The sequence below is a fragment of the Pseudoalteromonas sp. R86517 genome (genome assembly GCF_042466295.1).
Taxonomy (GTDB): domain Bacteria; phylum Pseudomonadota; class Gammaproteobacteria; order Enterobacterales; family Alteromonadaceae; genus Pseudoalteromonas; species Pseudoalteromonas atlantica.
The window spans coordinates 510,049-533,991 of sequence record NZ_JAXHCB010000001.1 but is presented as its reverse complement, the minus strand read 5'-3'; the positions used below and the strand labels follow the sequence as shown (position 1 = coordinate 533,991).

Below are 23,943 nucleotides of genomic sequence, written 5' to 3'. Positions count from 1 at the left end.
GGCTGGTAATTCCAGCCCCGTAATTTAAACGTGTTGTTTAACCTAAGCGGTAGTTAGGCGCTTCTTTGGTAATTTGCACATCGTGAACGTGCGACTCACCCATACCTGCAGATGTAACACGTACAAACTGCGGTTTAGTATTTAGCTCTTCAATGGTGGCACAACCCGTTAATCCCATTGCGCTACGAAGGCCACCCACTTGCTGATGAATAATCGTTGCAATTGGGCCTTTATAAGCGACGCGACCTTCAATACCTTCAGGTACTAATTTGTCAGCTTGGTTAGATTTTTGGAAGTAACGATCCGACGAACCTTCTTTTTGATCCATCGCACCTAATGAGCCCATACCACGGTAAGATTTGTAGTAACGGCCTTGGTAAAGTTCAACTTCGCCTGGCGCTTCTTCAGTACCAGCAAGCATTGAGCCCACCATTACACACGATGCACCCGCAACCAATGCTTTAACAATATCGCCAGAAAAACGAATACCGCCATCAGCAATAACTGGAATGTCACGCCCTTGTAAGCCATCTACCGCATCAGAAATAGCCGTAATTTGTGGCACACCACAACCTGTAACAATACGCGTAGTACAAATTGAACCTGGGCCAATACCTACTTTAACCGCATCCACACCTGCATCAGCAAGGGCAATTGCGCCTTCGGCTGTAGCCACGTTACCGGCAATAATTTGTAAATCTGGGTAAGTTTCACGAGTTTGAGAAACACGGTCAATAACACCTTGTGAGTGGCCGTGTGAAGTATCGATAAGTAAAACATCAACACCCGCCTCTACTAATGCAGCAATTCGCTCATCAGTACCTGCGCCAACACCAACAGCAGCACCTACACGTAAACGACCTAGCTCGTCTTTACATGCATGTGGTTTGTCTTGCGCTTTTTGGTAATCTTTTACGGTGATCATGCCTTTTAGTTTAAACGCATCATCAACCACTAAGATTTTTTCAATGCGGTGTTCGTGCATTAAACCTAAAATTTCTTCGCGCGATGCGCCTTCTTGAACCGTTACCAGTTTGTCTTTTTTAGTCATAACGCTAGAAACAGGCTGTTCAAGCTTCGTTTCAAAACGCATGTCACGACCAGTAACAATACCTAGTAGGTTATTTTCGCTATCAGTAACCGGGAATCCCGAGAACCCTTTTTCTTGCGAAAGAAGCGTTGCATCTGCAATGGTTAAATCGGCAGACACAGTAACAGGGAATGACACAATACCTGCTTCGTAGGTTTTAACTTTACGTACGTTTCTCGCTTGTTCTTCAATGGTCATGTTTTTATGGATAAAACCAAGACCACCTTCCTGCGCGAGGGCAATAGCTAAACGAGCTTCTGTAACAGTATCCATAGATGCTGAAATAAGCGGCAAGTTAAGTTTGATACCACGCGTTAAGCGAGTTGAAATATTTGCCGTGTGTGGCAAAACAGTAGAATGACCAGGTACTAAAAGTACGTCATCAAAGGTAAGAGCTTCTTTAGCGATTCTAAGCATTTTGGCAACTTCTCACATGTGGATCTAAGATAAGGAATTGCGGCCAAATTTTAACAGCGTTGTGGGCATTCGTAAATAATATTTCGCAAATATTTATGATAAACTTGCCTTATAACTTGCCTCATAATAGTTTTAGGTTGTTTTTTATGTTTTCGAAGCCTTCGCAAACGGTTTACACCGTATCGCGCCTTAACAGAGAGATTCGTACAGTTCTTGAGCAGGGCTTTGCATCGCTAATTTTAACAGGCGAAATTTCTAACTTCATTACCCCTGCTTCTGGGCACTGGTACTTTTCATTAAAAGATGAAAAAGCACAAATTAAAGCGGCTATGTGGCGCGGCAATAACCGCTCTCAAAGTTACCGCCCCGAAAACGGCGCACAAGTAACAGTAAGAGCCCGTGTTTCACTTTACGAACCACGCGGTGATTATCAGCTTATTGTTGAGCATATGGAACCTGCCGGTGAAGGCCAGCTTAAGCAAGAGTTTGATGCATTAAAAATGCGCCTAGCCGCTGAGGGGTTGTTTAGTTCGGCCTATAAAAAACCACTGCCGCAAAATATAAACCGTGTAGGTGTAATAACCTCAGCAACGGGCGCTGCTATAAAAGATATATTAACCGTACTTAAACGCCGCGCACCTCAATTAGAAGTCATTATTTACCCAGCCATGGTGCAAGGCAAAGAAGCCCATGTGCACTTAATTAACCAAATACAGTTAGCCAATGCACGCAATGAGGTCGACGTACTTATTGTAGGGCGAGGCGGTGGCTCGTTAGAAGATTTATGGTGCTTTAACCATGAGCAGCTTGCGCGAGCTATTTATCAAAGTGAATTACCCATAGTCAGTGCGGTAGGCCACGAAATAGACACAACCATCAGTGACTACGTAGCCGATGTACGCGCAGCAACGCCTTCAGCAGCCGCTGAACTTGTCAGCCCTAACACGCAAGAGCTACATAGTAAGGTTATTGAGCTCATTAACCGTTTAAATAATGCCTTTAAACACGATATGGCCGATAAGCGCGCACTAGCAACACAGTTACAGCACCGGCTTAACTTGTGTCATCCGCGCAATCAACTTAATCAAAAAGCGCAGCGATTAGATGAGCTAACTATTGCCTTACAACAGGGCATGCGCAATCGCCTTTACCAACAAGAGCGCACGCTTAATAATTTAACCCCGCGTTTAATGCGTCAATCGCCTGATAAAAAGTTATCGCAGGCCAGCCATCAGCTTATGCAGATACAAACTCGGCTTGAACAAGCAATGCAGCACAAGTTGCAACACGCGCAAAATAGCTTAGCGCTGCAAGCGAGTAGGCTTGACTCGGTAAGCCCACTTAATGTTTTAGCGCGCGGTTACAGCATAACCAAAACCCAACAAGGCAAAGTGGTTAAATCGGTAGATCACATTAAAACGGGTGACGTGCTAATTACAGAGCTGGCCGATGGCGCTATAAAATCAACGGTGTTGTAAAGCCCTTTCAGTTAAAGCTCTGTGGCCATTAGTAAGGTTAGTTCGGTGTCGCTTGACGTTGAGGTTGTTCTTTTAAATTGCAACCAAAACTCTTGCTTCATTAACTTATCGTTTAGCTCTCGCCATTGGGTATGATCAAACGAGTCGTTATCAGTAGGTGCAGCAAGTTCAAATTTGCATACGGTGGTTTTACACGCTGCACTAACAATCTCTGGGATAGAGCTTAGATCAGAGGTAAGTAAAAAATCTTGTAAAGCTATTTCTGTTTGATAAGCCCACTCTTCATTACGTATTTGCTCATCAAATTGCGCTTGCAAAACGGCTTGTGCATCAGAGGGGTCACGTAGCTGCTGCGCCGCGTTTTTCATCAAGGCTTTTTGCGCTGCTAATTGCTGTTTAAGCTGCGATACTTGCTCTTCTAAAGGAAGCTCATCTAGCGGTTGTGGTTCTGGTTTAGGGGGATTATCTTTTTGCTCTATACGAGCGCTTTGCTCAGGGACTGCTGGTACAACACGCTTTGCTGTTGCTTCACTGCTTTTAACTGGCTGAACAAAAGGTGCCTGCTGCTTTGTATCAGCATGTTGTAACTTTGCGGGGTTTGCGTCACTTGAAGATAAATTAAAGTAGCTCCACGTTAAACCTACACCCGCAATAAATCCTATCCCTAGTGTTAATAAGCTATTTTTGTTCATTTTAATTCCTTTTAAAATTATTTTTATTTATACAGGCTGCTATTACAGCATGGCGCTGGTGTGTGATTCGTTTTCAGGCTCTGGAGTGGTTAAAAAGTTTTGGTTCATACTTTGCGCCGGACACGGGCAATCCGGTCTGCCAATAATTTTAGCCGGTACGCCTACAGCGGTGGTATGTGGCGGTACTGCGGTTAAAACAACTGAACCTGCGCCAATACGTGCACCCTCGCCTACTTCAATATTACCCAGCACTTTAGCGCCTGCACCAATAAGCACACCGGCTCTAATTTTAGGATGACGGTCGCCCTGCTCGTTACCCGTACCACCAAGCGTGACCGATTGCAGTATTGATACGTTATCTTCAATTACCGCCGTTTCACCAATAACAATACCGGTGGCGTGGTCAAACATTATCCCTTTACCAACCTGACACGCGGGGTGAATATCAACCCCAAACACTTCTGAGGTTCGGCTTTGAATAAAACGAGCAAGCTCTTTACGGTTTTGCTGCCACAAGCAGTTAGCTAAACGATGCGCTTGAATAGCATGAAACCCTTTTAAGTTTAAAATAACCGTAAGGTAGGTTTCGGCTGCCGGGTCTCTGTCTTTAACGGCTTTAATATCTTCGGCCACATAAGTAAGCATACGGTCGCACTTTACAAACGCTTGGTCGAACAACTCACGTATTGTAAAAGCCGATACAACAGCATCAGCCAACTTATTAGCAACAATAAAGCTTAACGCCGAACCTAAACACTCATGATTTAAAATGCATGAATACACATGACTTGCTAAAAGTGGTTCGCGAGTTACAACTTCATTAGCTTCACTACGAAGCTGTTGCCAAATTTCATGACGCATAATACTACACTGCCTTAAATTGATATAAAAAGAGCCTTTTCCTAAGTTTAACGGATTTAAAGCCTAAGGTGTTAACGCCTTAGTTATTTGTTCTGGTTATTAGGTATAACTAAGAGTAAAAAAATTATATGAGTGCTAAATCACTCACACATAAAGCATCTTTTCCTTTATCTTTCGCTTTATAAAGTAAATCGTCTGCTTCTTTGATTAAATACGCACAGGTAAAGTCACTATTGGGTGTAATAGTAGTGAGGCCTACACTCACTGTAAGGGTTCTGCTTGGTAATGAATGTTTATTTTCAATGTTTAACTGTTTTAATTTTTCTAAAATATCGTTCAATACTAACAAGGCCTGATCTGAGTTTGTATTTCCATACACTAATACAAACTCTTCACCACCAAAACGGGCACATAAATCACCTGGGCGTTTAGTAAATTCATTGAGTACTTTTGCCACCCTTTTTAAGCATGTATCGCCTTGTTGGTGGCCGTAAGTATCATTGAGTAATTTAAAATCATCTATATCAATAATAGCCAACGAAAGCGGCATACCTAAACGCTGACAACGATTCCATTCTTGCTCTAAAAAGGTATCAAAAAAGCCTCGGTTAGCAATATCAGTTAAGCCATCAATAGCGGCAAGTTTTTGTACTTGCTCTTCAGCCAATTTACGCTCGGTAATATTTTGATGGCTAATAGCGTAATACGCTTTATCTGTATGGCTAAACGACACTACTCGCATCATAAACCAACGTTTTTCATCTTCACTATGACATGGATATTCTAAATAGAAGTCGTCATTAGCCCCCGAAATAACTGATTTAATGCCGTTAAATGCCTTTAAACCAAAGCTATCCCCTTTTTGCGCAGCTTTTTCACACTCTGCTAAGTAATTTTGCTGCTCCCACATATCACAGCAGGCACAATCGTTTTGCTCACCAAAGTTTTGCCAACTTCGGTTTATATAGACTATGTCGCCGTTAGAATTAATAACCACTACTTGGTCGGGCGTGGTATCTAGTACCAACTTAAAAAACGCTTTATCGTCAATCACGAGCTTTCCATTTTAGCTTTGTTGTTAATCAGTATAATCAATAACAATTTTTTAACACAATATTGTTACTTTACTTCACGTTAGTTGCATAATTTATCAATGTGAAGTAATACTCCGTATGACAGCTAAGTAGTCTATAAAAAATATAAAAAATTTTACTTTTACATTAAAAATCAGATACTAAAGTAGCATGACAGGGTTACTGTCATATGCCAAACTAGCTACTGGCATACTACTGACGGCGTAAAAAATAAAAACAAACGCTAAATTAGCATCATCAACTCAACAAGGATAACGATGATGAAAAACGATATATTGAATACAAAAAAGCTTGGTTATAAATTTTACTTTCAAGATGGCGACAATCAAATAGCCTGTTTTGGAAGCTACTTTACGGGTAAAGAAGAAGTGTTTGTAAACGATGACCTATTCAGTAAAAAACGAAATATCTACTGTGCAAGCACACACTCTTTTGCTTTTGAGGGCTCACAGTACCAAGTAAAATTTGACATGCTTAATATACTTACGGGGCGTCTGGAGTGCACTCTTTATAAAAATAGCAGTGTGATAGCCACACAAGTTCAAAGTATTCTTTCAGACGATCCTAAAAAAGCAGCATTTTTTCTTGCTGGCTGTACATTAGGTGGGGCGGTGTTTGGCTATACAACGGCAACTATTGTTGAACTATTTGTAGGGAAGCTTTAACGTGCAATTAAATCCTACAACAGTTAAATCGCTTAGAAGTAAGTTAGATTGGACGCAGCAACAGCTCGCAGATGCCTGCGATGTAAGTTTGCGGACCATTCAACGGGTAGAAAAAGAAGGCGCCGCTTCTAAAGAAACCACTATGGCGCTTTGCGCGGTACTTGAAGTACGCCAAGGCGAGCTAATTAAACTTGATGAGCCTATAAATAATGACGTTAAAAGTACGCCAACTAAAAGCTTTTTAGCGGGGGTTGTTATTAGCTCCTTAATAAGCTTTGCTCTAGGCGCAGGCTCAGTGCTTTTAGCGACTAACTAATATTACGCTTTAATAGCATTAATTAAATAAAAATGCCCCAGGCTATAAGCACTGGGGCATTTTTTATATGTTAGAAAAAGAGATTAATTACTGAAACACTTTTTCAACAGCCATTACTTCAATGTTGTTAGCTGGAATAGCTAATTTATAATCGGCAATGACTTTATCCTCAGCAACAAGCGCTGCTGGTTTTTCTGTGTTGTAAACCATTGGCGATGTTTGCTCTGACACTAAACGTTTTTTCATGTCTTCGCCGTCACCGGTAATAAACACGTACTGTACGTTATCTGTTTGCAAATTATCTTTAATCACGCGATTAACATCAGCAAGCGTTAGCTTTTCAAGTTTACTTGTCACGTATTTTACAAACGACTCTGTGTTATAAAATTCGCTATCAAGTGCATAACCTAATTGGCGGTTTTGACTTGCGACAAGCTGCGGTACGTAGTTAATTAAAAAGTTACGTGTTGCTTCAAAGTCTTTTTCGGTTAAGCCATTTTTAATAAGCTTATCCAGCTCAAACAACGCGGTACGTGTTGCAAAGTGTGCATCGTTATTAGAGCGCAGCGGGCGTAACCAAATTTGGAATATTTGCTCAGAGCGTCCTAAGTTTGCATCAGGCTTAGTTTGAAACATGCCACGTGGGAAGTACTCAATGTAAGCGTAATCGCCGTAGTTCATACCACGTGTTTGACGAATTCGCTCATACAGGTATGAGTTAGAACTACGGTGCTCACCAAAGTACGAACGCACCAGCCAAAGGGCTGTCCAATCTTCACTACTACGAATAGTATCAATTGGGAAACCAAACGATACCGCAGTAGATTGCGCCGACTTTTCTACAATCGTGGCATGGTGACCTTTAAGCGCTGGTGCATCAGGAATACTTAAACGGCTTTGCTCGCCTTTAGGTAAGGTTGCTAAGTCGCTCATGATTTCTGCTTTAAGCGCTTTTGGCACAGCGCCAATTAAACCCAGTGTTAGTTTAGATTGGGTAAGCTCTGTGTTGTAAAATGCTTTTACATCATCAAGCGTTAATGCTTCTAAATCCGAAATATCCCCGTAATTGTAGCTTTCGTATGGGTGGCCTTTGTAAAGTGCGCTGTAAAGCACTTCTTTACCTAGCTCTTCATCATTAGAGGCTTTTAAGCCCGACTTAATACCGTCGATCATTTCTTTTTTAAGGCGCTTAAAGTCATCATCTCTAAAACCTGGGTTAAGTAATTGATCGCTTACAAGCGCATACCATGTGGCAGCGTTATCTTTATGAATACGCCCTTGGAATGACAGCATTTCTTTATCTATTTGATAACCAAAGCTGCCAGCAAGCGGATAAAGCGCTTTTTGTATGTCTTTGTAACTCGTACTTTGCGAGCCACCTTGAGCAAGCATAGCGGCTGTGAGCGCAGCAACCCCTTTTTTACCTTGCGGGTCTGCAGCAGCCCCTGTATTGAATAAAAAGTTTACATCAATCAGCGGCGAGCTATTCGTTTTATCAAGCACTTTAAATACGGGTGCCTCTGGCGCTTTATCATGCTTAGCTACTAATGCATTTAAGCTCGTTTCTTGTTCAAAGTCTGGCGCTTTATCAAGTGCCGACATAGTTACGGTAGTACGCGCGTCATCTACAAAATACTTATTAGCCACGGCTTTAATATCTTGTGCTGTGATGTTGTCGGCCGATTTATAAAGCTGGTTAATAACCTCTGGGTCGCGCTCAAAATGCATATAACTTGCAAGGGTTGATGCAATCGCTTGCGATGAGTCTAAGCCGTTAATAAAGCTGTATTTAAGGTTAGACTTTAAATCACTTAGTTTTTGCTCATCAACAAGTTCGGTACGTGCTTTTGCGTAAGTGCGGTTAATAGCATCGCGTGCTTTTGCTAAATCATCTTCGTTTTCTACTTTTACAAACACATGCAGTAAGCCAGGATCTTTTGTCTCTGGATTGTAGGTAAACATTTGACTCGCTATTTGTTTATCAACAACTAGCTCTTGGTATAAATCGGAGTTATTAGAAAAATAAAGCTGTGAGATTAAATCAAGTGCGGCTCTGTCCTTTTTAGCAGGCTCCCATGCTGCGCCTTTGTAAGATACAAGCAACCAATGACCAGGCAAACCTTCGTTTTTCTCATGTACATATTTAGGCGCTTGCTGCTTTGGCTCAGCTTTAATATCGGCAACGTAATCGCCTTTTTCCCAGCCACCCCAATGTTTTTTAACCATAGCCATGGTCTCTTTAGGGTCAACATCGCCCACAATCACTAGCGATACATATTCAGGCTTATAAAACTTATCAAAAAATTCTTTACCGTAAGCCATTTGATCTGGCATGGCTTCTATATCTTCAAAAAAGCCCATGGTGGTATGTTTATAAGTGTGCGTATCAAACGCTTCTTCGCGTACTGCGCTCAATAACTTACGAATTGGGCTGGCGTTATTTTTTAAATATTCCCCTTTAACCGTTAGCGCTTCGGTTCTAAATTGCTCTTCGGTGTAGGTTAAGTTTTGAAAAATATCGGCTTCAATTTCAAGTACTTTATCAAGGTGCTGCTTTGAAAAGTTTAAATGGTAGTTTGTGTAATCGTTGGTGGTGTAAGCACGGTTATCGACCCCTGCATTTTTAAATGTGGCAGTGTATTCGTCTTGCGGAAATTTTTTAGAGCCTTTAAACATCATGTGCTCAAAAAAGTGAGCAAAACCGGTTTTACCTGCTTTTACTTCATTACGCGAACCAACCGATACCGGAATTTGTAGCGAAACGACATCGGGGTAATCGGTTTTAACAACCATTACACGTAAGCCGTTATCAAGCTCTTCGATTAAGTACTCTTGCGAAAATACACGTTCGTCAGCTTTTGTTGTTTGCTGTTGTTGTGCCGCTTGGGTGTTTTCGCTTTGCTGTGTTGCGCAGCCTGTTAGTGCCAGCGATACCGCTAAGCTTGTTGCTAGTAATTTAAATTTCATTGTTGTCCCTTTTTAAATTGAGCAAATTTTTTATTAGGTTTAATACTAACTCGCTTAAATTATGCCCCAAAGCCACTAAATATAAGAGCCCATCGGCTATTTATAATGTAAACAACTGTGTCAATTCCCCATTTTAAAAACATTTAAGTATGAAAAAAGCTCAAGTTGATTGAAAAACTTTCACTAAATAAATCTATCTAGACGTCTAAATGGCTGCTATATTAAATTACATACATTGGACTAAGCTGGAATGAGGATTATGGCTTTATCACTACAAGAAAAAATAGAAGACACCAATCAAGGTGTTTATCTTATTGGTACTACTCCACCTAAAATTGGTACTGATAAAGCGCAACTAAAAATCATTGCAGAAAAACTACTTGCTCGCTTACACGAAATTGAATACGACGGCGTGATAATTTACGACATTCAAGATGAAAGTAGCCGTACAGATAAAGCACGCCCATTTCCGTTTAAACAAACTGTAGACCCACGTGAATACAGCCACTTACTACGTAATTTATCTGCTCCAGATGTCATTACTTACAAAAGTGTGGCACAACGTGGTGTAGAGGAGTTTAAAGGCTGGTTGGATGAAACTAAAAACGACTACGATTTAAAAAATGTCGTTTTAGTGGGTAGCCCCTCATCGGTAGGTGATATAAAACTAAGCTTGCCCGATGCCTATAAAACGCTTGCAGAGCAAAGTGATGACTTCTTTTTAGGGGGCGTTACCATTGCTGAGCGACATTCAAATAAGCGAAATGAACACGAGCGCCTTATAGAAAAAACAGCACAAGGTTGTCAGTTTTTTATATCGCAAGCGGTTTACGACGCGCAAGCAACTATAGAGCTAATAACAAGTTACGCGCGTACCTGTAAAGCACAAGGTATTACACCAAAACGGATTATTTTAACGTTTACGCCGTGCGGTGGCGATAAAACCTTAGAGTTTATGCAATGGTTGGGTATCTCAGTGCCAGAGGCCACTAAATGGCGCATGCTTGATGCAGACAATACCTTAAGTGAATCTGTACGTATTTGCCGAGAAAATCTCGACCTAATACTCAAAAGTTGTGCGCACCTAGATGTGCCACTGGGCTTAAATATTGAAAGCTTAACAAACCGTAAAGAAGAAATTGACGCATCAATAAACTTATACCGTTTATTAAAAGCCATTATGGAATTAAACCTAGCCGAAAAACAAATCGCTTAAAGCCTAATTATCCCCGTTTATAGCAAGCCTAATGGCTTGCTTTTTTGTTGCTATGTTTAAGTGTATTACTTTTATTATTATGCTTTTTAGCCAATTTGTACGCTTGTTTATTTTTATACATTTGGTGATCGGCCAAATTTAATAACGTATCAAAAGGTTGCTTTTGTTTATTAGTAAAACTTTCGCCTATGCTGAGTGTCAGCGCGCACACGTTGTTTTCTAATAGTGCGTTTTTATACTCAATTTTTATTTTATCAATAATATGGCTAAGCTTACTTCTATCACTAATTTGCATCACAGCTACAAATTCATCGCCGCCTAAACGCCCTACTATATCAGCCTCTCTTAAATGTGTTTTTAAGGTATTTGCTAAGAGGATTAACGCTTGATCGCCTATTTCATGGCCATAAGTGTCGTTTAGTTTTTTAAAGTCGTTTATATCAATAAACAAGCAACACACATCAAAACCTAAACGCAGCGCTAAATTAAGTTTGTGTTGGGCAAGTAAGCTAAGTGCACGGCGATTATAAATATTGGTAAGCGGGTCAAGCATGGCTATTTCGCGCATTTGCTCAAAGCTATAAATAAGGGCTAAATCGTCTTCAATTAAATCACGAAGCTGCTCTATTAGCTCAAAATATTCATCGGTGTAGCTGGTTTTCTTTGAATCTTTTAAACACAAGGTGCCAAATACTTCACCTTCAGGCCAGTGAATTGGCAAGCCAAGGTAGGATTCAACGCCATCTTCAATAACCTCGGGCATGGTATTCCACTGCGTATCGCTGCGGGTATCGCTAACATACAAAGTGTTGTTGTTTTCGGCTACATATTTACAAAATAAGGGAGTTTCGGGAGGGAGTATAGGGTTGGTCTCAAAGTGTGAGCCACCTTCATTAGCTCTAATAACTACACGATAACCTTTACTAGTAGCCTGAACTATATAACCAGAGGGGGCCGAAAAAAGCCCCGTAATAAGATCAATGGTTTTTTGCCATTTATGTAATGAAATTTGGCCATCGACACCAGAAAACGCCCATTGATCTGTTTCAAACATAACTATACCTCAGCTATTTAGTGGCCTTAGTATAGCCAAATAAATATGTTTAAGGCTACTTTCTGCGGCGTTTACTTGGTGCTCTTTGCCCGGTAATGCGCTTTTTATCGCGATCTTTACGCGCTTTGTTGGTGTTTTTACGGTTATCTTTAGGTGGCTTGTTTAAATCAGGCTCGTAACCTTCTAGCCATTGTGGTGCTAAGCGGGTATTCAGTAGTACTTCAATTTCTTCCAGTAACCACTGCTCGTCAATACTTACCAGCGACATGGCAAGGCCTTGCTCGCCAGCGCGCCCCGTACGGCCAATTCGGTGTACGTAATCTTCTGCTATGTAAGGTAGCTCAAAGTTTATTACATATTTAAGCGCCGGAATATCTAAACCGCGGGCAGCTACATCGGTGGCAACTAAAACCCGCGTTGTGCCTTCTTTAAAGTTTTGTAATGCACGGTCGCGCGCACCTTGTGATTTATCGCCATGGATAGACTCTGTTTTTAAGCCGTCTTTACACATTTCTTTGGCAAGTTTATCGGCCATTTGTTTTGTGCGGGTGAATATAAGCACTTGGCGCCAGTTTTTCATGCCAATCATGTGTGATACAAGCTCACGCTTTCGCTCTTCATCAACTGCGTAAATAACTTGCTCTACTTCAACCGCGGCTGAGTTACGTTTATCAACCTCAATTAGCTCAGGGTTTTTAAGTAGTTTTTTACTCAGCTCAAACACGCTGTCATCGAATGTGGCTGAGAACAATAAGGTTTGGCGATCACCCGGAATGTGGCGCAAAATACGTTTTATTTCATCAATAAAGCCCATATCCAGCATGCGGTCGGCTTCATCAAATACTAACGAATCAACACTTGAAAGCACCACACTGCCTTTAACGATATGATCAAGTAAACGCCCAGGCGTTGCGACTATCACTTGCGCCGTTTTAAGCGCTTTAATTTGCGGGCCAATACTTGCACCGCCATACGCTAAAGCGCCTTGAATATTTGTGCCTTGGGCGTATTTTTCAAAGCTTGCAAACACTTGCTGAGCAAGCTCACGCGTGGGCGTTAAAATAACCACTCGGGCTATGCCTGGCTCATCTTTTTTTGGTGTATTTAAAAGCTTATGTAGTAGTGGTAATACAAAGGCGGCTGTTTTACCTGTGCCTGTTTGCGCGCTGCCCATTACATCGCTGCCCGCTAATATGTGCGGAATAGTTTTAACCTGAATTGCGGTAGGCGTGGTGTAATTATTTTGCTCAATTGCGGTTAGTAATAACGAATCGAGTTTAAGAGATGAGAACGATGTAGCAGACATAAGCTTAGCTTTAAAGTAACAAAGAGCGCTATTGTACGCATATTACGGTACTGCGTAAATTAACCAGCTCAGAAAAGTATTGAGCTTAGTTGTATTTCCTACACCAATAAAAAAGGCGCTAAATAACAATGTATTTAGCGCCTTTTTTATACCAATCCGCTTAATTAAGTGATCTATTTTGAGGACAGATAAACGTGTTGATAGCTAGGCAAAAAATTCGCTATTTAGTTGTTCTAAATGAGAATTTTTTAACGCAGATAGCAACACTTTTAGCCCCTAAAAATGATTAAGTATTATTGCGGATTGGTATGATAATTTAATAACGTTTTAAACCGGTTTTAAGGTGGCTTTTCGCTCATTATAAAACGCGATTAAGTCATCAACCGTTGCTTGGCAGTATTCACGAATACCCGACACCACCATGTGCTTTTCACCAAAACCCACTTTTTCGCCGTTTTCTAGTAAATTAAAGCGCAAGGTAATTTTGCCGCGCTTACCCGTGTACTCAAAACTTGGCTCAGCAAACTCAAGCGTTGGTGCTTGAATATTAATGTTATCAAGGTTAATGATCATCGACTCGTAAATAACCATAGGGCGCGCTGGGTTAATCATTACATCTTGCTTACCCATTAGCGGAATAATTACGTGCGGAAATGCCGCACCAGAAAACTCAACATAATTTTTTATTAAGCTATTAGTAAGTGTTGGGCATTTGCTGGTTTTACCTTCGCGTTTTACCTTTAAAATTACTTTGTCGCCGTTGGTTACATCAAACTCATCATCCCCTTCTGGGAAATTAAGTTTGGTGTTTTCATCAACCATACCGGCAAAGGTAAATTCCATTCGCTCACTTATACCGTAGCGGTCTAACACTAAAGAAAAAAGTAAGTCTCCTGGCGCGCAAAACTTTTTGGCATCTTTGTCATGAAGTGGGTTGTAATCATCGGCAACGCACTTTGCGAAACGACACCCTTGCTCACGAGAGATAGAAACATAATCAGCATGCTGCTGAAAGTAAGGACTTAACATAGATTGTTCACTGCTTAAACTGCTTATAACCTGCCCATACTACCAGAAAAAATTTAAAGAGAGGTCGAATCACTTACAAATTCATACAATTAACTTAAGAGTAAATGTTGCACACACCTGTTTTAGTTAGTAATTTAGGTACCAAACTAAATAAGGGACTAATTATTATGTTACGTGTTTTTGCAGCAATTACCGTACTCACTACTTTAGCTGGATGTTCTAGCGTGACTTTTCATACCGATATAGATAACGATGTTTTATCTGAGGAAATTGGTACGTACGTTAAAAAACGAGATTTGCAACAGTTTTATAGCGACCAAGAAGCACATGAAAGTGGCGCCACACTTTTAGGCCGAATTGAAGGCGAAAGTTGCAATGGCGACGGTAGAGGCGACAATAATATAAGCTACAATCGCTTAAAATCAAATGCTATAGACTTACTTAAAGCAGATGCAATGCGCAGAGGCGGTAACGCCTTTACTATAAATTCTTGTAGCGAAATCTCTGTATCGTATTGTGACCTGTCTGTTTTATGCAGCGGACAGGCCTACGACTATTAATAAATTATATATTAAGCGCAAAGCTAAGTAGTACGCGCTTTCCCGACTCAATTTTAGAAACGCTATGCTCGTATTTGTCGGGTCTAAATAAGTACACGCGGTTAAACCAATTAATAATGCATTTTGAGCATTTAAAAACCCCACCAGCTTTAGGTTTTACTAGTACAAAATTAAGTTTGTAGTAGCGCCCTTGCTGTACTGGATCTATATGGTTCATCACACTGTGATGTGTAGGGTAAGTAACTAGGTTTATTGAAAAGGCATTACTGCTAAATAAAGCTTTGTTTTTTACAGGTGCAATCATACTGCCTCCTTTTAATTTACATGCAGCATTATAGCATTTGCTAAAGCGCCACGGCTTGCGCTAAACAATATCAAAACGCGATGACATATAGCCAAACAGCCTGAAACAAAAAAGCCGAGCTTAATTAATAAGCTCGGCTTTTTATAAAGTATGACTAAAGATTATGCACTTGGGTATGTGCGGTACGCACGCTCAATATTTTTAGCCTGCTTTTTAGAAATGCCTAAATGAGCAAGCGCTACACGTAAACGCGCACGTGATAAGTCTGAGCCTAAAATTTCCATTGCATCAAGTACTGACGTTGAAGACGTTTTACCCGTGATTGCTACAAATATTGGCTCTAAAAAGTCTTTAATTTTAAGCTCGTGGAATGTAGCAACTTCTTTTGCAATGGCAAAAATAGCTGGCTTATCAAAACTACGTAAACCTTCAAGCTGCCATACAAAAAACTGTAGCGCTTGGCGTATTACATTTTCGTCAGCTTTGCCCGCCGTTAACAGTGCTGGGTCGTAAGTTGGAATGCCGCCTACAAAATGCCCTGCTAAATCAACCATGTCCGAAAGCGTATTAATGCGCGTTTTAGCTTCTGGTAATACTTTAGCTAGCATTTCGCCATTAAACTTCCAATCAACAAAGCGCTGTACAAGCTCTTCGTCTGTTAGGTTTTCGCGGATCCACATGCCGTTTAACCAGCTAAGCTTATCAACATCAAATACTGGGCCACCAAGTGATACACGCTTCATGTCGAAGTGTTCAATCATCTCGTTAAGAGTGAACTTTTCACGCTCATCTGGCATTGACCAACCCATACGGCCTAAGTAGTTAAGTACGGCCTCTGGTAGGTAACCCATTTCTTTATAGTAATTAATAGAAGTTGGGTTTTTACGCTTAGAAAGCTTTGATTTATCAGGATTACGCAGTAGTGGTAAGTGGCCTAGTACTGGAGCTTCCCAACCTAAATCTTCGTAAAGTTTTAATAGTTTAGGTGCTGAGTTAATCCACTCTTCGCCACGGAAAATATGGCTTATTTGCATGTGGTGGTCATCCACTACGTTTGCTAAAAAGTACGTAGGGAATCCATCGGCTTTTAATAGCACTTGCATGTCTACGTTTTCCCACGGGATCTCAATTTCGTCGCGTAGGTAGTCGTTAAATTTAAAAGTGCCTTCGCTTGGTATTTTCATACGTATAACGTAAGGCTTGCCTGCGGCTAGGTTTGCTTTAATTTCATCTTCGGTGAGGTTTAAGCCACGGCCGTCGTATTTAGGGCGCAGACCTTCTGCCATTTGCTCTTCACGCATTTGGTCAAGCTCTTCGCTGGTTGCAAAACAGTAAAATGCTTTACCTTGCTCAACTAATTGGTGTGCGTATTTTTTGTATAAATCGCTACGCTCTGATTGACGGTAAGGGCCAAATTCGCCACCTACGTCAGGGCCATGATCCCACTCAAGACCTAACCAACGTAAGCTATCCATAATCGCTTGTTCTGACTCTGGCGTGCTACGAACTTGGTCTGTATCTTCAATACGAAGCACAAACTCGCCGCCTTGTTGTTTAGCAAAACAGTAGTTAAATAAAGCAATATAAGCGGTGCCAAGATGCGGGTCACCTGTTGGAGATGGGGCAACACGAGTACGGATTGTCATGATAATGTCTCTTTTAATAAGTGAGATAAAAATTAAGGGGGTCGTTTAAGCCGCTACTTTGTTTAAGTAAGCAATAATATCGTTAGATTCGTATAGCCACTCTACTTGGCCATTTTTTTCTATACGTAAGCATGGCACTTTAATTTTGCCGCCTTGCTCTAACAGCTCTTGACGAAATTGTTGATTATTTTTTGCATCACGCGTTTCTATTTTTAAGCCTTCGCGCTTAATTGCACGGCGTACTTTTACGCAAAACGGGCATGCTTTAAATTGATAAAGTTTAAATTGTGAGGTTTGCTGATCAAGCTGCGCTTGCACATCGCTTGCACGCTTTTTACTGCGAGGAGTAAATACAAAATTAAAGAATAAAATTATACAACCTAAAAACCAACGAACGAATTTCATGTTTTGTGCCTGCCTACAACAATTTAAGGAGCCAGATTTTAGCACAAATTTACAATCAAAAAAGCTCAATACTATTATCGGTGGTCACTTCTTCATTTACCTCAAGCTCGCTATAAGCAGTCACTTTATTACGGCCGCTATTTTTAGAATGATACAGCGCCATATCGGCTTGGTTTACGATACTAGATACAGTATCAATACTTGCCAGCTCTAAAAAGCCAATACTTATTGTAAGCTGCCCAACTTGCGGAAAAGGATACTCAGCAATATTTGAGCGTAAACGGTTAAGTGCTATATGAGCTTGTGCCTCGGTTTTGGTTTGAAATAACACCGCAAACTCTTCGCCACCATACCTAAATACGTAGTCTTCAAGCCTAAAGTTATTTTTTAACAGCCGCGCCACAAGTAAAATAACTTCATCGCCTATTACATGGCCGTAGCTGTCGTTTACGCGTTTAAAGTGATCGATATCTGCAATGGCTAAATACCATCGTCGCTTTTCGTTTGTATCATCACGAGGTAATAAAAAGCCTTTGCCTGAGACAATTTCGATCACTTTTTTATCAAAGGTTTGTCTATTTAAAAGCTCGGTTAAAGGGTCTAATCGCGATTTATGTAATAGCCCTAGCTGGTTGGCATAAATATTTAAAATATGCACGGCGAGCATTGTGGTGGTTTGCGCTAACTCTTTTGTGGTTTCTATTAGTAATATACCAATTACTTTACCAAAGTAATACACTGGCACATACGTAGTTACTACACCTAAGGCACGGCTTACTCTTATTTTGTTTTGGGTTACTTTATTAAGCAGCGCTAAGGCTTCGTTAGACTCTAATACTTCAAGGCGGGTGTGCGAGTTTATAAGCGTAGGCGGTAATTGCGCACTAAAGTGTTTATTAATATAAATAGCAAAATTTTCAACTTCGAGTAGGTCGCCAATAATCTGCACTAATGATGCATCTAAATCACTTTCTTCTTCTTGCTGAGTTAGACTGATTATCCATTCGTGCCCGCAATTGTTTGCCTTCATTAGTTTGCCTAAACTGTTTTAACTTCAATCAGTTTAGACAAAATCATCAACTTTGCTAATTAATTAACCAATACTTTTTAATTAGGTCGCATTGAGCTATGTGGATTAAAGTTTGTTTTAGCTAAGCGCTATTAAATCGTAGCGCGAGCTTAGTAACTTAGTGAGCTCAATAACTACTGCGGTATTATTTAATAACTTACATACAGCAGAGCCTAAAACAGCCTATGCTTTGCATTTATGTTTTTGTACAACCAGTTATTCTAAACACAACATAGGCCCTGCCTTGCTTAAATACCTAAATCCAGCCGCTATACTAATAACTAATACGCAACACGCGCTATTTAAAAAACTAAAGCAAAACTAAGTCGTCTCTGTGTAGCACCACAGCGCCACTATCAAAGTCGAGTAGTTCGCCTATTTGCTCTGAGTGAGCACCTTTAATTTTATTTACTTCAACTTGATTAAAACGTGTTAACCCTCGTGCAATAACTTGGTTGTTGGCGTCTATTAAATCTATTAAGTCGCCACGCTCAAAACGGCCAAACGCATTGGTTATGCCTTTTGCCAGCAGGCTTGCCCCTTTGTTTTGTAGCGCCGAAATAGCCCCTTTATCAATCATAATTTGGCCGGTACTTTTAGGCCCTGCCATTAGCCATTTTTTACGGCCATCTTTTGGCGCAGTGAGTTTTAAAAACCGCGTGCCGGGTAATTGCTCACTCATGCATTTTAAAATAACGTTGTTGCCAGCGCCTTTTGCAATAATTACCTCTACCCCTGCGCGCCTTGCTACGTCGGCGGCTTGTAGTTTTGTGGCCATACCGCCGGTACCTAAACTTGTACCGCTACCACCAGCCAGTTGGCGTAACTCATCGTTTATATGAGTGACTTCGTCAATCAGTTTTGCGTCGGTATTTGTGCGCGGATCGCTGGTAAATAAACCTTCTTGATCGGTAAGTAGTAATAGCTTGTTGGCATTAGCCAAAATAGCCACCAGCGCTGATAAATTATCGTTATCGCCTACTTTTATTTCGGCGGTTGCTACCGCGTCGTTTTCATTAATAATAGGCACCACCTCGTGGCTTAATAACGCATTTAAGGTGTCGCGCGCATTTAAATAGCGTTCGCGGTCATCTACGTCGGCACGGGTAAGCAGCATTTGCCCTACGTTTATGCCATACAAGGCAAATAAGCTTTGCCAAATATGTATAAGCTGACCTTGCCCAACGGCTGCCAACATTTGTTTATCTATTAGGCCGCGGCCACAGGGTTTAATAAGTTGTTCGCGACCCGCAGCAACCGCGCCACTTGATACTAATATAACTTGGTGGCCTTGCTTTTTAAGTTCGCTACATTGGCGAACCAGCTCAACCATATGGGCTTTATCTAACTTATCGGTGCCGCCGGTCAGTACACTTGTACCAAGCTTAACAACAATTACCTGTTCCCTACGCATTATTATTTACTATTAAAATGAAAGATAAATAAACTTATACCAGCTCGGTATTTTTGAACAAGTTAAAATTATTCATGCTAGGATCGGCGTTAATTTAATTTGATAAAATTTCATTTATGCCAGCCAGTTTATGCCTAATTATTGCCACCTTTTTATGGGGTAGCTCCTTTATTGCACTTAAGTATGCTATTGCCGTTTACGACCCAGCACTAGTTATATTTTTACGCATGCTAACCACCTTAGTTTTATCGCTGTGTTTATGGCGTTACGTAATTAGGTTTGAGTATTTAAAAGGCGATTGGAAGTACTTATTAGGTATGTCGCTCGCAGAGCCATGCTTGTACTTTTTATTTGAAGGCCACGCAATGGAATACACCTCGGCCTCTCAGGCGGGAGTTATTGTTTCGTGTTTGCCTATTATTGTGGCGTTGATGGCGTTTTTTATGCTTAAAGAGTATATAAGTAAAGCCATTGTGATTGGGTTTACCCTGTGTATTGGCGGCAGTATTTTACTTACTTTGCTTTCACCAAATACCGATCAGGCCCCTAATCCATTATTGGGTAACTTTTTAGAGCTTATGGCCATGGTATGCGCGGCGTTTTACACCATTAGCATTAAGCACTTGGCCAATCGCTACTCGCCGTTAACGCTAATTGCTTTACAAGGCATAAGCGGCAGTGTGTTTTTTGCACCGTTTTTATTTTTTATCGACTTACCAAGCGAAAACCAGCATGACCTAACCGCCCTTATGAGCATTTTGTATTTAGGCTCGTTTGTCACCTTAGGTGGCTATGGTATGTATAACTATGCAATTGGCAAAGTGTCGGTATTAACGGCTGCGGCTTATTCAAATTTAATTCCTATTTTTACGCTTATTTTATCGGCCATTATTTTGGGTGAAGTACTCGATTTTTGGCAATGGGTGAGTATATTTGTTGTTTTTGCAGGGGTGATGATAAGCCAACGACATCAAGAGCTGGTGGTAGATATACCGCTTAATGACGCTGGCGATGACCCTATCAACTCAGCCGATACAAGCCATCTTAAATCAGTACCTGATGCCAGCGAGTCAAAAGGGTAACAGGTTAATAAATAAAGCCCTGGGGTTTGTAAAAACGCCTGCTGGGATTGATGAATAACCTCAATCCCCTTCACTTTATAATGCTGTATTACGCCACTTTGCAGCTGCAGCGTAAACGTTTCACCCACTTTAGTATGTTTTAAAAATGCAAAGTGGGTATCGTTGTGACCCGCTATTAACGCACCGCCATGTTTATCTCCAAGCTTTGCCCCTGGTAAAAAGTGGCTTGGTGCAAATGCTAAATTACGACCACTTGCCCCAGCTAAAACGCTAAGCACTTTATTATGCTCGGGCCAGTTAAGCTGCGCGGTTACAAAGCTGTCGGCGTAAAACCACGGTTTAACGCGAGCGTGTGGCGTAATAAGTGCCTCTTGCCAGGCCTGCTCTATTAATACTTGGGCAAGCCATGCCTTAGCTTGCATATAAGCACCATGAGAAAACAGCCCCAGCCCAGCGATTAATAAGCCCGCACTTAGCCACTTTTTCATTTAAGCCCTCGGTTTATTTTAAACGCGCCATAGCCAAGTAATAAAATGCAGCCCAGCAATATGTACAGTCGGCTTTGCCCATCGGTTTGTGGTAAACGCATAGCCAGTCCTTGTGGCGCTGCGTTCTTAGCCAGTGCCGTTTGCTTTGCAGGCTCGTTAATTTGAGTGTGTTCAATAGCTATAAAAGCAGTAAACGGGCTCAGTAGTTGATGTGTGAGCGCAAGCCCCTGCACCTCATTTTTAACTGACTGACGGTCATTATACAAAAGCAACGATTTAATTTTTTGGCGCGCCCACAGCTTATCAATCCCTTTTGCGTTGGCGCTATTTTGTGCGCTTAGCTTTATATTTAAAGGGCCTTGAGCGGTTTGCCCACTAAGCGTAATTTGATTTGTATCATTTAGTTTTATAGCCACCATTATTGGCTCGCCAAAATATAAATCAGGCAAAGGTGATGGCCAAAAATCTAAACTGTGAGTGCTTTCATCGCGCAGTGCTAAATTAGTGATAGCGGGATGAGCAAGCTTATCAAATAACTGCTTCATTTTAGGCTGCACCTCATTTGTGCTGCCAATAAACGTAAATGACCCTTTACCTATATCAGCTGCGCGGCGCATAAAAAAGCTATTGGGTGCACTGCCAATGCCTACAGTAAATAAGCGGCTATCACCCAATTTACGCTGAATATTTTTAAATAAGGCATCTTCGTTACTTACACTGCCATCCGTTAAAAACACCACTTGGCGTACAAAGCCTTCAAAACTGCTGCCATCAAGTACCGCATCAAGCGCACCTTGTATTTCGGTACCGCCATCGGCCTCTAGGCTATAAATAAAGCGCTCAGCGCGGCGTAAGTTAAAGTCACTAGCAATAAGGGGTTTATCGCTCATGGGGGTAACCACGTTATCAAAGCCAATAATGTTAAAACTGTCGTCGCTATCAAGCAAAGACAGCGCATAAAACAGGGCCTTTTTAGCTTGCTCCATAGATTGCCCGTGCATAGAGCCAGAGGTATCTACAACAAACACCATTTCGCGAGGTAGGCGCTGCGTTTGTGTAAAGTTATCTGCTGGCGGCATTAGCATAGCAAGCCCGTACCGGTCGCCGTTTTCAAACTGCTGGGTAAAAAATGCTGCTTGTGCGCTTTCTTTTTGCAGCGGTTTAAACTCAAGTACAAAGTCGCGATTGGCACCCGTTTGCTCATTTAAAGCAACCGTATATTGCCCAAAGGCCGGGTTTTGTACTTCTACACGATGAAATTTAGACGTTATATCTACAAGCTCTAAGCCTACATCTATATTAATATTTAAACTAAATTGGCTGCTTGGCGCTTCGCTGTGCTGCGTTTTGCTATACACAGGGCTTAACCACCCCTGAGGAGCATGAGTTAGGCTAGTTTGCTCAGCTTCAATATTTGCGCTTATTGTGTGATAGCGCGGCGTAATGGTACTTGGGAAGCGAATAGCAAATGTGCCATTGCTGTAATCAATGATCTCTTGGTATTCAAGCTCTATCACAATTTGCTCGCCAGGGCCTATATTTGCCACGTTAGTAATAAACATATTAGCGCGCTGCTGGCGTACAAGTGCGGCTTGCTTGCCAGCATTTTTAGCTGCCTGATACTTTTTTTCGGCCTCTACTTTTTTATCTATTTGGCCTTTTATGACTCGCTCACCTATGTGCATCGTCATCGCATGTACGGCGCTTTCATCAGGTAACGGAAACACATAACGCGCATTTACCGCAAACGGATTTTCGTTTTGATAAGTTTGCTTAACAACCACGTGATTTATCAGCCCGGTTAGGGTCATGTTAGCATCGCTTTTTAATATAATTGCCGGCGCGACAGATGCGCCGCTGCTGTCAAAAAGTTCAAGCTTGGGCGACTGTGCACGGCTATTAAAACTAACCAGAAGCACAGCCACTAAGAAAATAAAAATGCTTACTTTAGTAAGCATTTTGGTTGGGTTACTCAACATAAAATCACTCCATCGAACGCTTAACTTTACTCAAATAAAAGTGGCTTTAGTTACTTGCCGTTTGGCCATTTACTGGGTTTATTGAGCGGGTAGTAAGTGTTACGCGTCGATCAAAAAAGTTATCTTCTACGGTATTGCTACGCGCTAATGTTTGCTGCTCGCCAAAAGCGTGCGCACTTAAACGTGTATGGCTAATACCGTGCTTTATAAGGTAACTTTGCACTGCGTTTACACGTTTTTTAGACAATAAAAGATTCGCTTGCTCATCACCGCGCTGATCGGCAAAGCCACTTAAATCTAATGCTAGTTGCGGCTGATTTTTTAACAGCACCACAAGCTGGTCTAATTGCGTAGCAAAGTGCGGGGCAATAGCACTTGAGCCTGTTTTAAATTGTACTGTCATGGCGAGTAAGTTATTTATTTGCGATTGTGTTAACTGCTCATTTTGATTAGTCAGTACATCTAACTGCTGCTCTAGCCTATTGTTTTGATTAAGTACCTGTTGGTAGTCACTGGTTTTTTGCTGCATCACTGTTATTGCTCTCTGCTGCTGGGCAATTTTGTCATCAGCTACTTTTGAATCACCAATTAAGCCCCCGGCAAATGCGCCAATAAAAGCACCAATTGGCCCACCAACGACACCACCAATAATGGCGCCAGTACCTAAGCCGATGGCGGTTTCTTTATGTGCTTCTTTAGAAGGGGTGTTAGCGGCTGCTGCAAATGCAGGTGTACACACTGAGGCTACTAGCGTTAATGCGATTAATGTCTTCTTCATAATGTAATCCTTAAACTTGTTTTAATTTGTGAT

22 protein-coding genes are annotated in these 23,943 nt (G+C 41.3%); 6 read left to right on the top strand and 16 right to left on the bottom strand.

Going from position 1 to position 23,943, the window contains the following annotated elements:
* Positions 1–37: 37 nt before the first annotated feature.
* The gene (guaB, locus tag SJY38_RS02365; RefSeq protein ID WP_004586134.1) at positions 38–1,507 is read right to left on the bottom strand and encodes an IMP dehydrogenase; all 1,470 of its coding nucleotides are present in this window, start codon (positions 1,505–1,507) and stop codon (positions 38–40) included.
* Positions 1,508–1,653: 146 nt separating this feature from the next.
* On the opposite strand from guaB, the gene xseA reads away from it, so the two are divergent.
* On the top strand, positions 1,654–2,985 hold the full coding sequence (gene xseA / locus SJY38_RS02360) for an exodeoxyribonuclease VII large subunit (protein ID WP_064385295.1): 1,332 nt from the start codon (positions 1,654–1,656) through the stop codon (positions 2,983–2,985).
* An 11-nt stretch (positions 2,986–2,996) separates the two neighbouring features.
* Here the strand turns inward: xseA and SJY38_RS02355 are convergent, their stop codons facing one another.
* From SJY38_RS02355 to SJY38_RS02345, 3 genes are all read right to left on the bottom strand, one after another.
* Complete coding sequence (locus SJY38_RS02355; protein WP_377109247.1) at positions 2,997–3,677, bottom strand: hypothetical protein; 681 nt, start codon at positions 3,675–3,677, stop codon at positions 2,997–2,999.
* Between the two features lie 42 nt (positions 3,678–3,719).
* Positions 3,720–4,538, bottom strand: coding sequence for a serine O-acetyltransferase (gene cysE / locus SJY38_RS02350; protein ID WP_004586131.1), 819 nt, complete (start codon positions 4,536–4,538; stop codon positions 3,720–3,722).
* A 124-nt stretch (positions 4,539–4,662) separates the two neighbouring features.
* Positions 4,663–5,592 carry a diguanylate cyclase gene (locus SJY38_RS02345; RefSeq protein WP_377109246.1) on the bottom strand — a complete coding sequence of 310 codons (930 nt, stop codon included), beginning with the start codon at positions 5,590–5,592 and terminating at the stop codon, positions 4,663–4,665.
* A gap of 297 nt (positions 5,593–5,889) precedes the next feature.
* On the opposite strand from SJY38_RS02345, the gene SJY38_RS02340 reads away from it, so the two are divergent.
* Positions 5,890–6,297, top strand: a complete 408-nt coding sequence (locus SJY38_RS02340; protein ID WP_377109245.1) for a hypothetical protein — start codon at positions 5,890–5,892, stop codon at positions 6,295–6,297.
* A gap of 1 nt (position 6,298) precedes the next feature.
* Positions 6,299–6,613 (top strand): helix-turn-helix transcriptional regulator, encoded by a 315-nt coding sequence (locus tag SJY38_RS02335; RefSeq protein WP_054982750.1) that lies wholly within the window; start codon positions 6,299–6,301, stop codon positions 6,611–6,613.
* A gap of 87 nt (positions 6,614–6,700) precedes the next feature.
* On the opposite strand, the gene SJY38_RS02330 is transcribed toward SJY38_RS02335, so the two are convergent.
* Positions 6,701–9,580 (bottom strand): M16 family metallopeptidase, encoded by a 2,880-nt coding sequence (locus SJY38_RS02330; protein ID WP_377109244.1) that lies wholly within the window; start codon positions 9,578–9,580, stop codon positions 6,701–6,703.
* A gap of 259 nt (positions 9,581–9,839) precedes the next feature.
* Between SJY38_RS02330 and SJY38_RS02325 the strand changes: the two genes are divergently transcribed.
* Positions 9,840–10,796 carry a methylenetetrahydrofolate reductase gene (locus SJY38_RS02325; protein WP_055252816.1) on the top strand — a complete coding sequence of 319 codons (957 nt, stop codon included), beginning with the start codon at positions 9,840–9,842 and terminating at the stop codon, positions 10,794–10,796.
* A gap of 28 nt (positions 10,797–10,824) precedes the next feature.
* Here the strand turns inward: SJY38_RS02325 and SJY38_RS02320 are convergent, their stop codons facing one another.
* The 3 genes from SJY38_RS02320 to SJY38_RS02310 form a co-directional block, all read right to left on the bottom strand.
* Positions 10,825–11,850: a sensor domain-containing diguanylate cyclase gene (locus tag SJY38_RS02320; RefSeq protein WP_096041243.1), complete on the bottom strand. Its 1,026-nt coding sequence runs from the start codon at positions 11,848–11,850 to the stop codon at positions 10,825–10,827.
* A gap of 55 nt (positions 11,851–11,905) precedes the next feature.
* A complete protein-coding gene (locus tag SJY38_RS02315; RefSeq protein ID WP_377109243.1) occupies positions 11,906–13,156 on the bottom strand; it encodes a DEAD/DEAH box helicase in 1,251 nt (416 codons plus the stop codon).
* 327 nt (positions 13,157–13,483) lie between these two features.
* On the bottom strand, positions 13,484–14,185 hold the full coding sequence (locus SJY38_RS02310) for a DUF3581 domain-containing protein (protein WP_055252813.1): 702 nt from the start codon (positions 14,183–14,185) through the stop codon (positions 13,484–13,486).
* Positions 14,186–14,352: 167 nt separating this feature from the next.
* Here SJY38_RS02310 and SJY38_RS02305 point away from each other — a divergent pair, with 167 nt between their 5' ends.
* A complete protein-coding gene (locus SJY38_RS02305) occupies positions 14,353–14,745 on the top strand; it encodes a hypothetical protein (protein WP_096041242.1) in 393 nt (130 codons plus the stop codon).
* 4 nt (positions 14,746–14,749) lie between these two features.
* On the opposite strand, the gene SJY38_RS02300 is transcribed toward SJY38_RS02305, so the two are convergent.
* The 5 genes from SJY38_RS02300 to proB form a co-directional block, all read right to left on the bottom strand.
* A complete protein-coding gene (locus SJY38_RS02300; protein ID WP_024033163.1) occupies positions 14,750–15,049 on the bottom strand; it encodes a hypothetical protein in 300 nt (99 codons plus the stop codon).
* Positions 15,050–15,210: 161 nt separating this feature from the next.
* Complete coding sequence (gene gltX / locus SJY38_RS02295) at positions 15,211–16,695, bottom strand: glutamate--tRNA ligase (RefSeq protein ID WP_024033164.1); 1,485 nt, start codon at positions 16,693–16,695, stop codon at positions 15,211–15,213.
* A 45-nt stretch (positions 16,696–16,740) separates the two neighbouring features.
* Entirely contained in the window at positions 16,741–17,100 is a 360-nt protein-coding gene (locus SJY38_RS02290; RefSeq protein ID WP_004586118.1) for a glutaredoxin domain-containing protein, read from the bottom strand.
* A 55-nt stretch (positions 17,101–17,155) separates the two neighbouring features.
* A complete protein-coding gene (locus SJY38_RS02285; RefSeq protein ID WP_248530597.1) occupies positions 17,156–18,130 on the bottom strand; it encodes a GGDEF domain-containing protein in 975 nt (324 codons plus the stop codon).
* A gap of 349 nt (positions 18,131–18,479) precedes the next feature.
* A complete protein-coding gene (gene proB / locus SJY38_RS02280; protein WP_054982756.1) occupies positions 18,480–19,583 on the bottom strand; it encodes a glutamate 5-kinase in 1,104 nt (367 codons plus the stop codon).
* A gap of 116 nt (positions 19,584–19,699) precedes the next feature.
* On the opposite strand from proB, the gene SJY38_RS02275 reads away from it, so the two are divergent.
* Positions 19,700–20,665 carry a DMT family transporter gene (locus tag SJY38_RS02275; RefSeq protein WP_004586115.1) on the top strand — a complete coding sequence of 322 codons (966 nt, stop codon included), beginning with the start codon at positions 19,700–19,702 and terminating at the stop codon, positions 20,663–20,665.
* Here the strand turns inward: SJY38_RS02275 and SJY38_RS02270 are convergent.
* From SJY38_RS02270 to pdsO, 3 genes are read right to left on the bottom strand one after another with little or no spacing between them, the layout of a single operon-like run.
* Positions 20,554–21,153: a class GN sortase gene (locus SJY38_RS02270; protein WP_377109242.1), complete on the bottom strand. Its 600-nt coding sequence runs from the start codon at positions 21,151–21,153 to the stop codon at positions 20,554–20,556. The two genes, SJY38_RS02275 and SJY38_RS02270, sit on opposite strands and share 112 nt — an antisense overlap.
* A complete protein-coding gene (locus SJY38_RS02265) occupies positions 21,150–23,132 on the bottom strand; it encodes a marine proteobacterial sortase target protein (protein ID WP_377109241.1) in 1,983 nt (660 codons plus the stop codon). Before SJY38_RS02265 ends, SJY38_RS02270 begins: the two co-directional genes overlap by 4 nt.
* A gap of 46 nt (positions 23,133–23,178) precedes the next feature.
* On the bottom strand, positions 23,179–23,910 hold the full coding sequence (gene pdsO / locus SJY38_RS02260) for a sortase-associated OmpA-like protein PdsO (protein WP_289106366.1): 732 nt from the start codon (positions 23,908–23,910) through the stop codon (positions 23,179–23,181).
* Positions 23,911–23,943 lie beyond the last annotated feature (33 nt).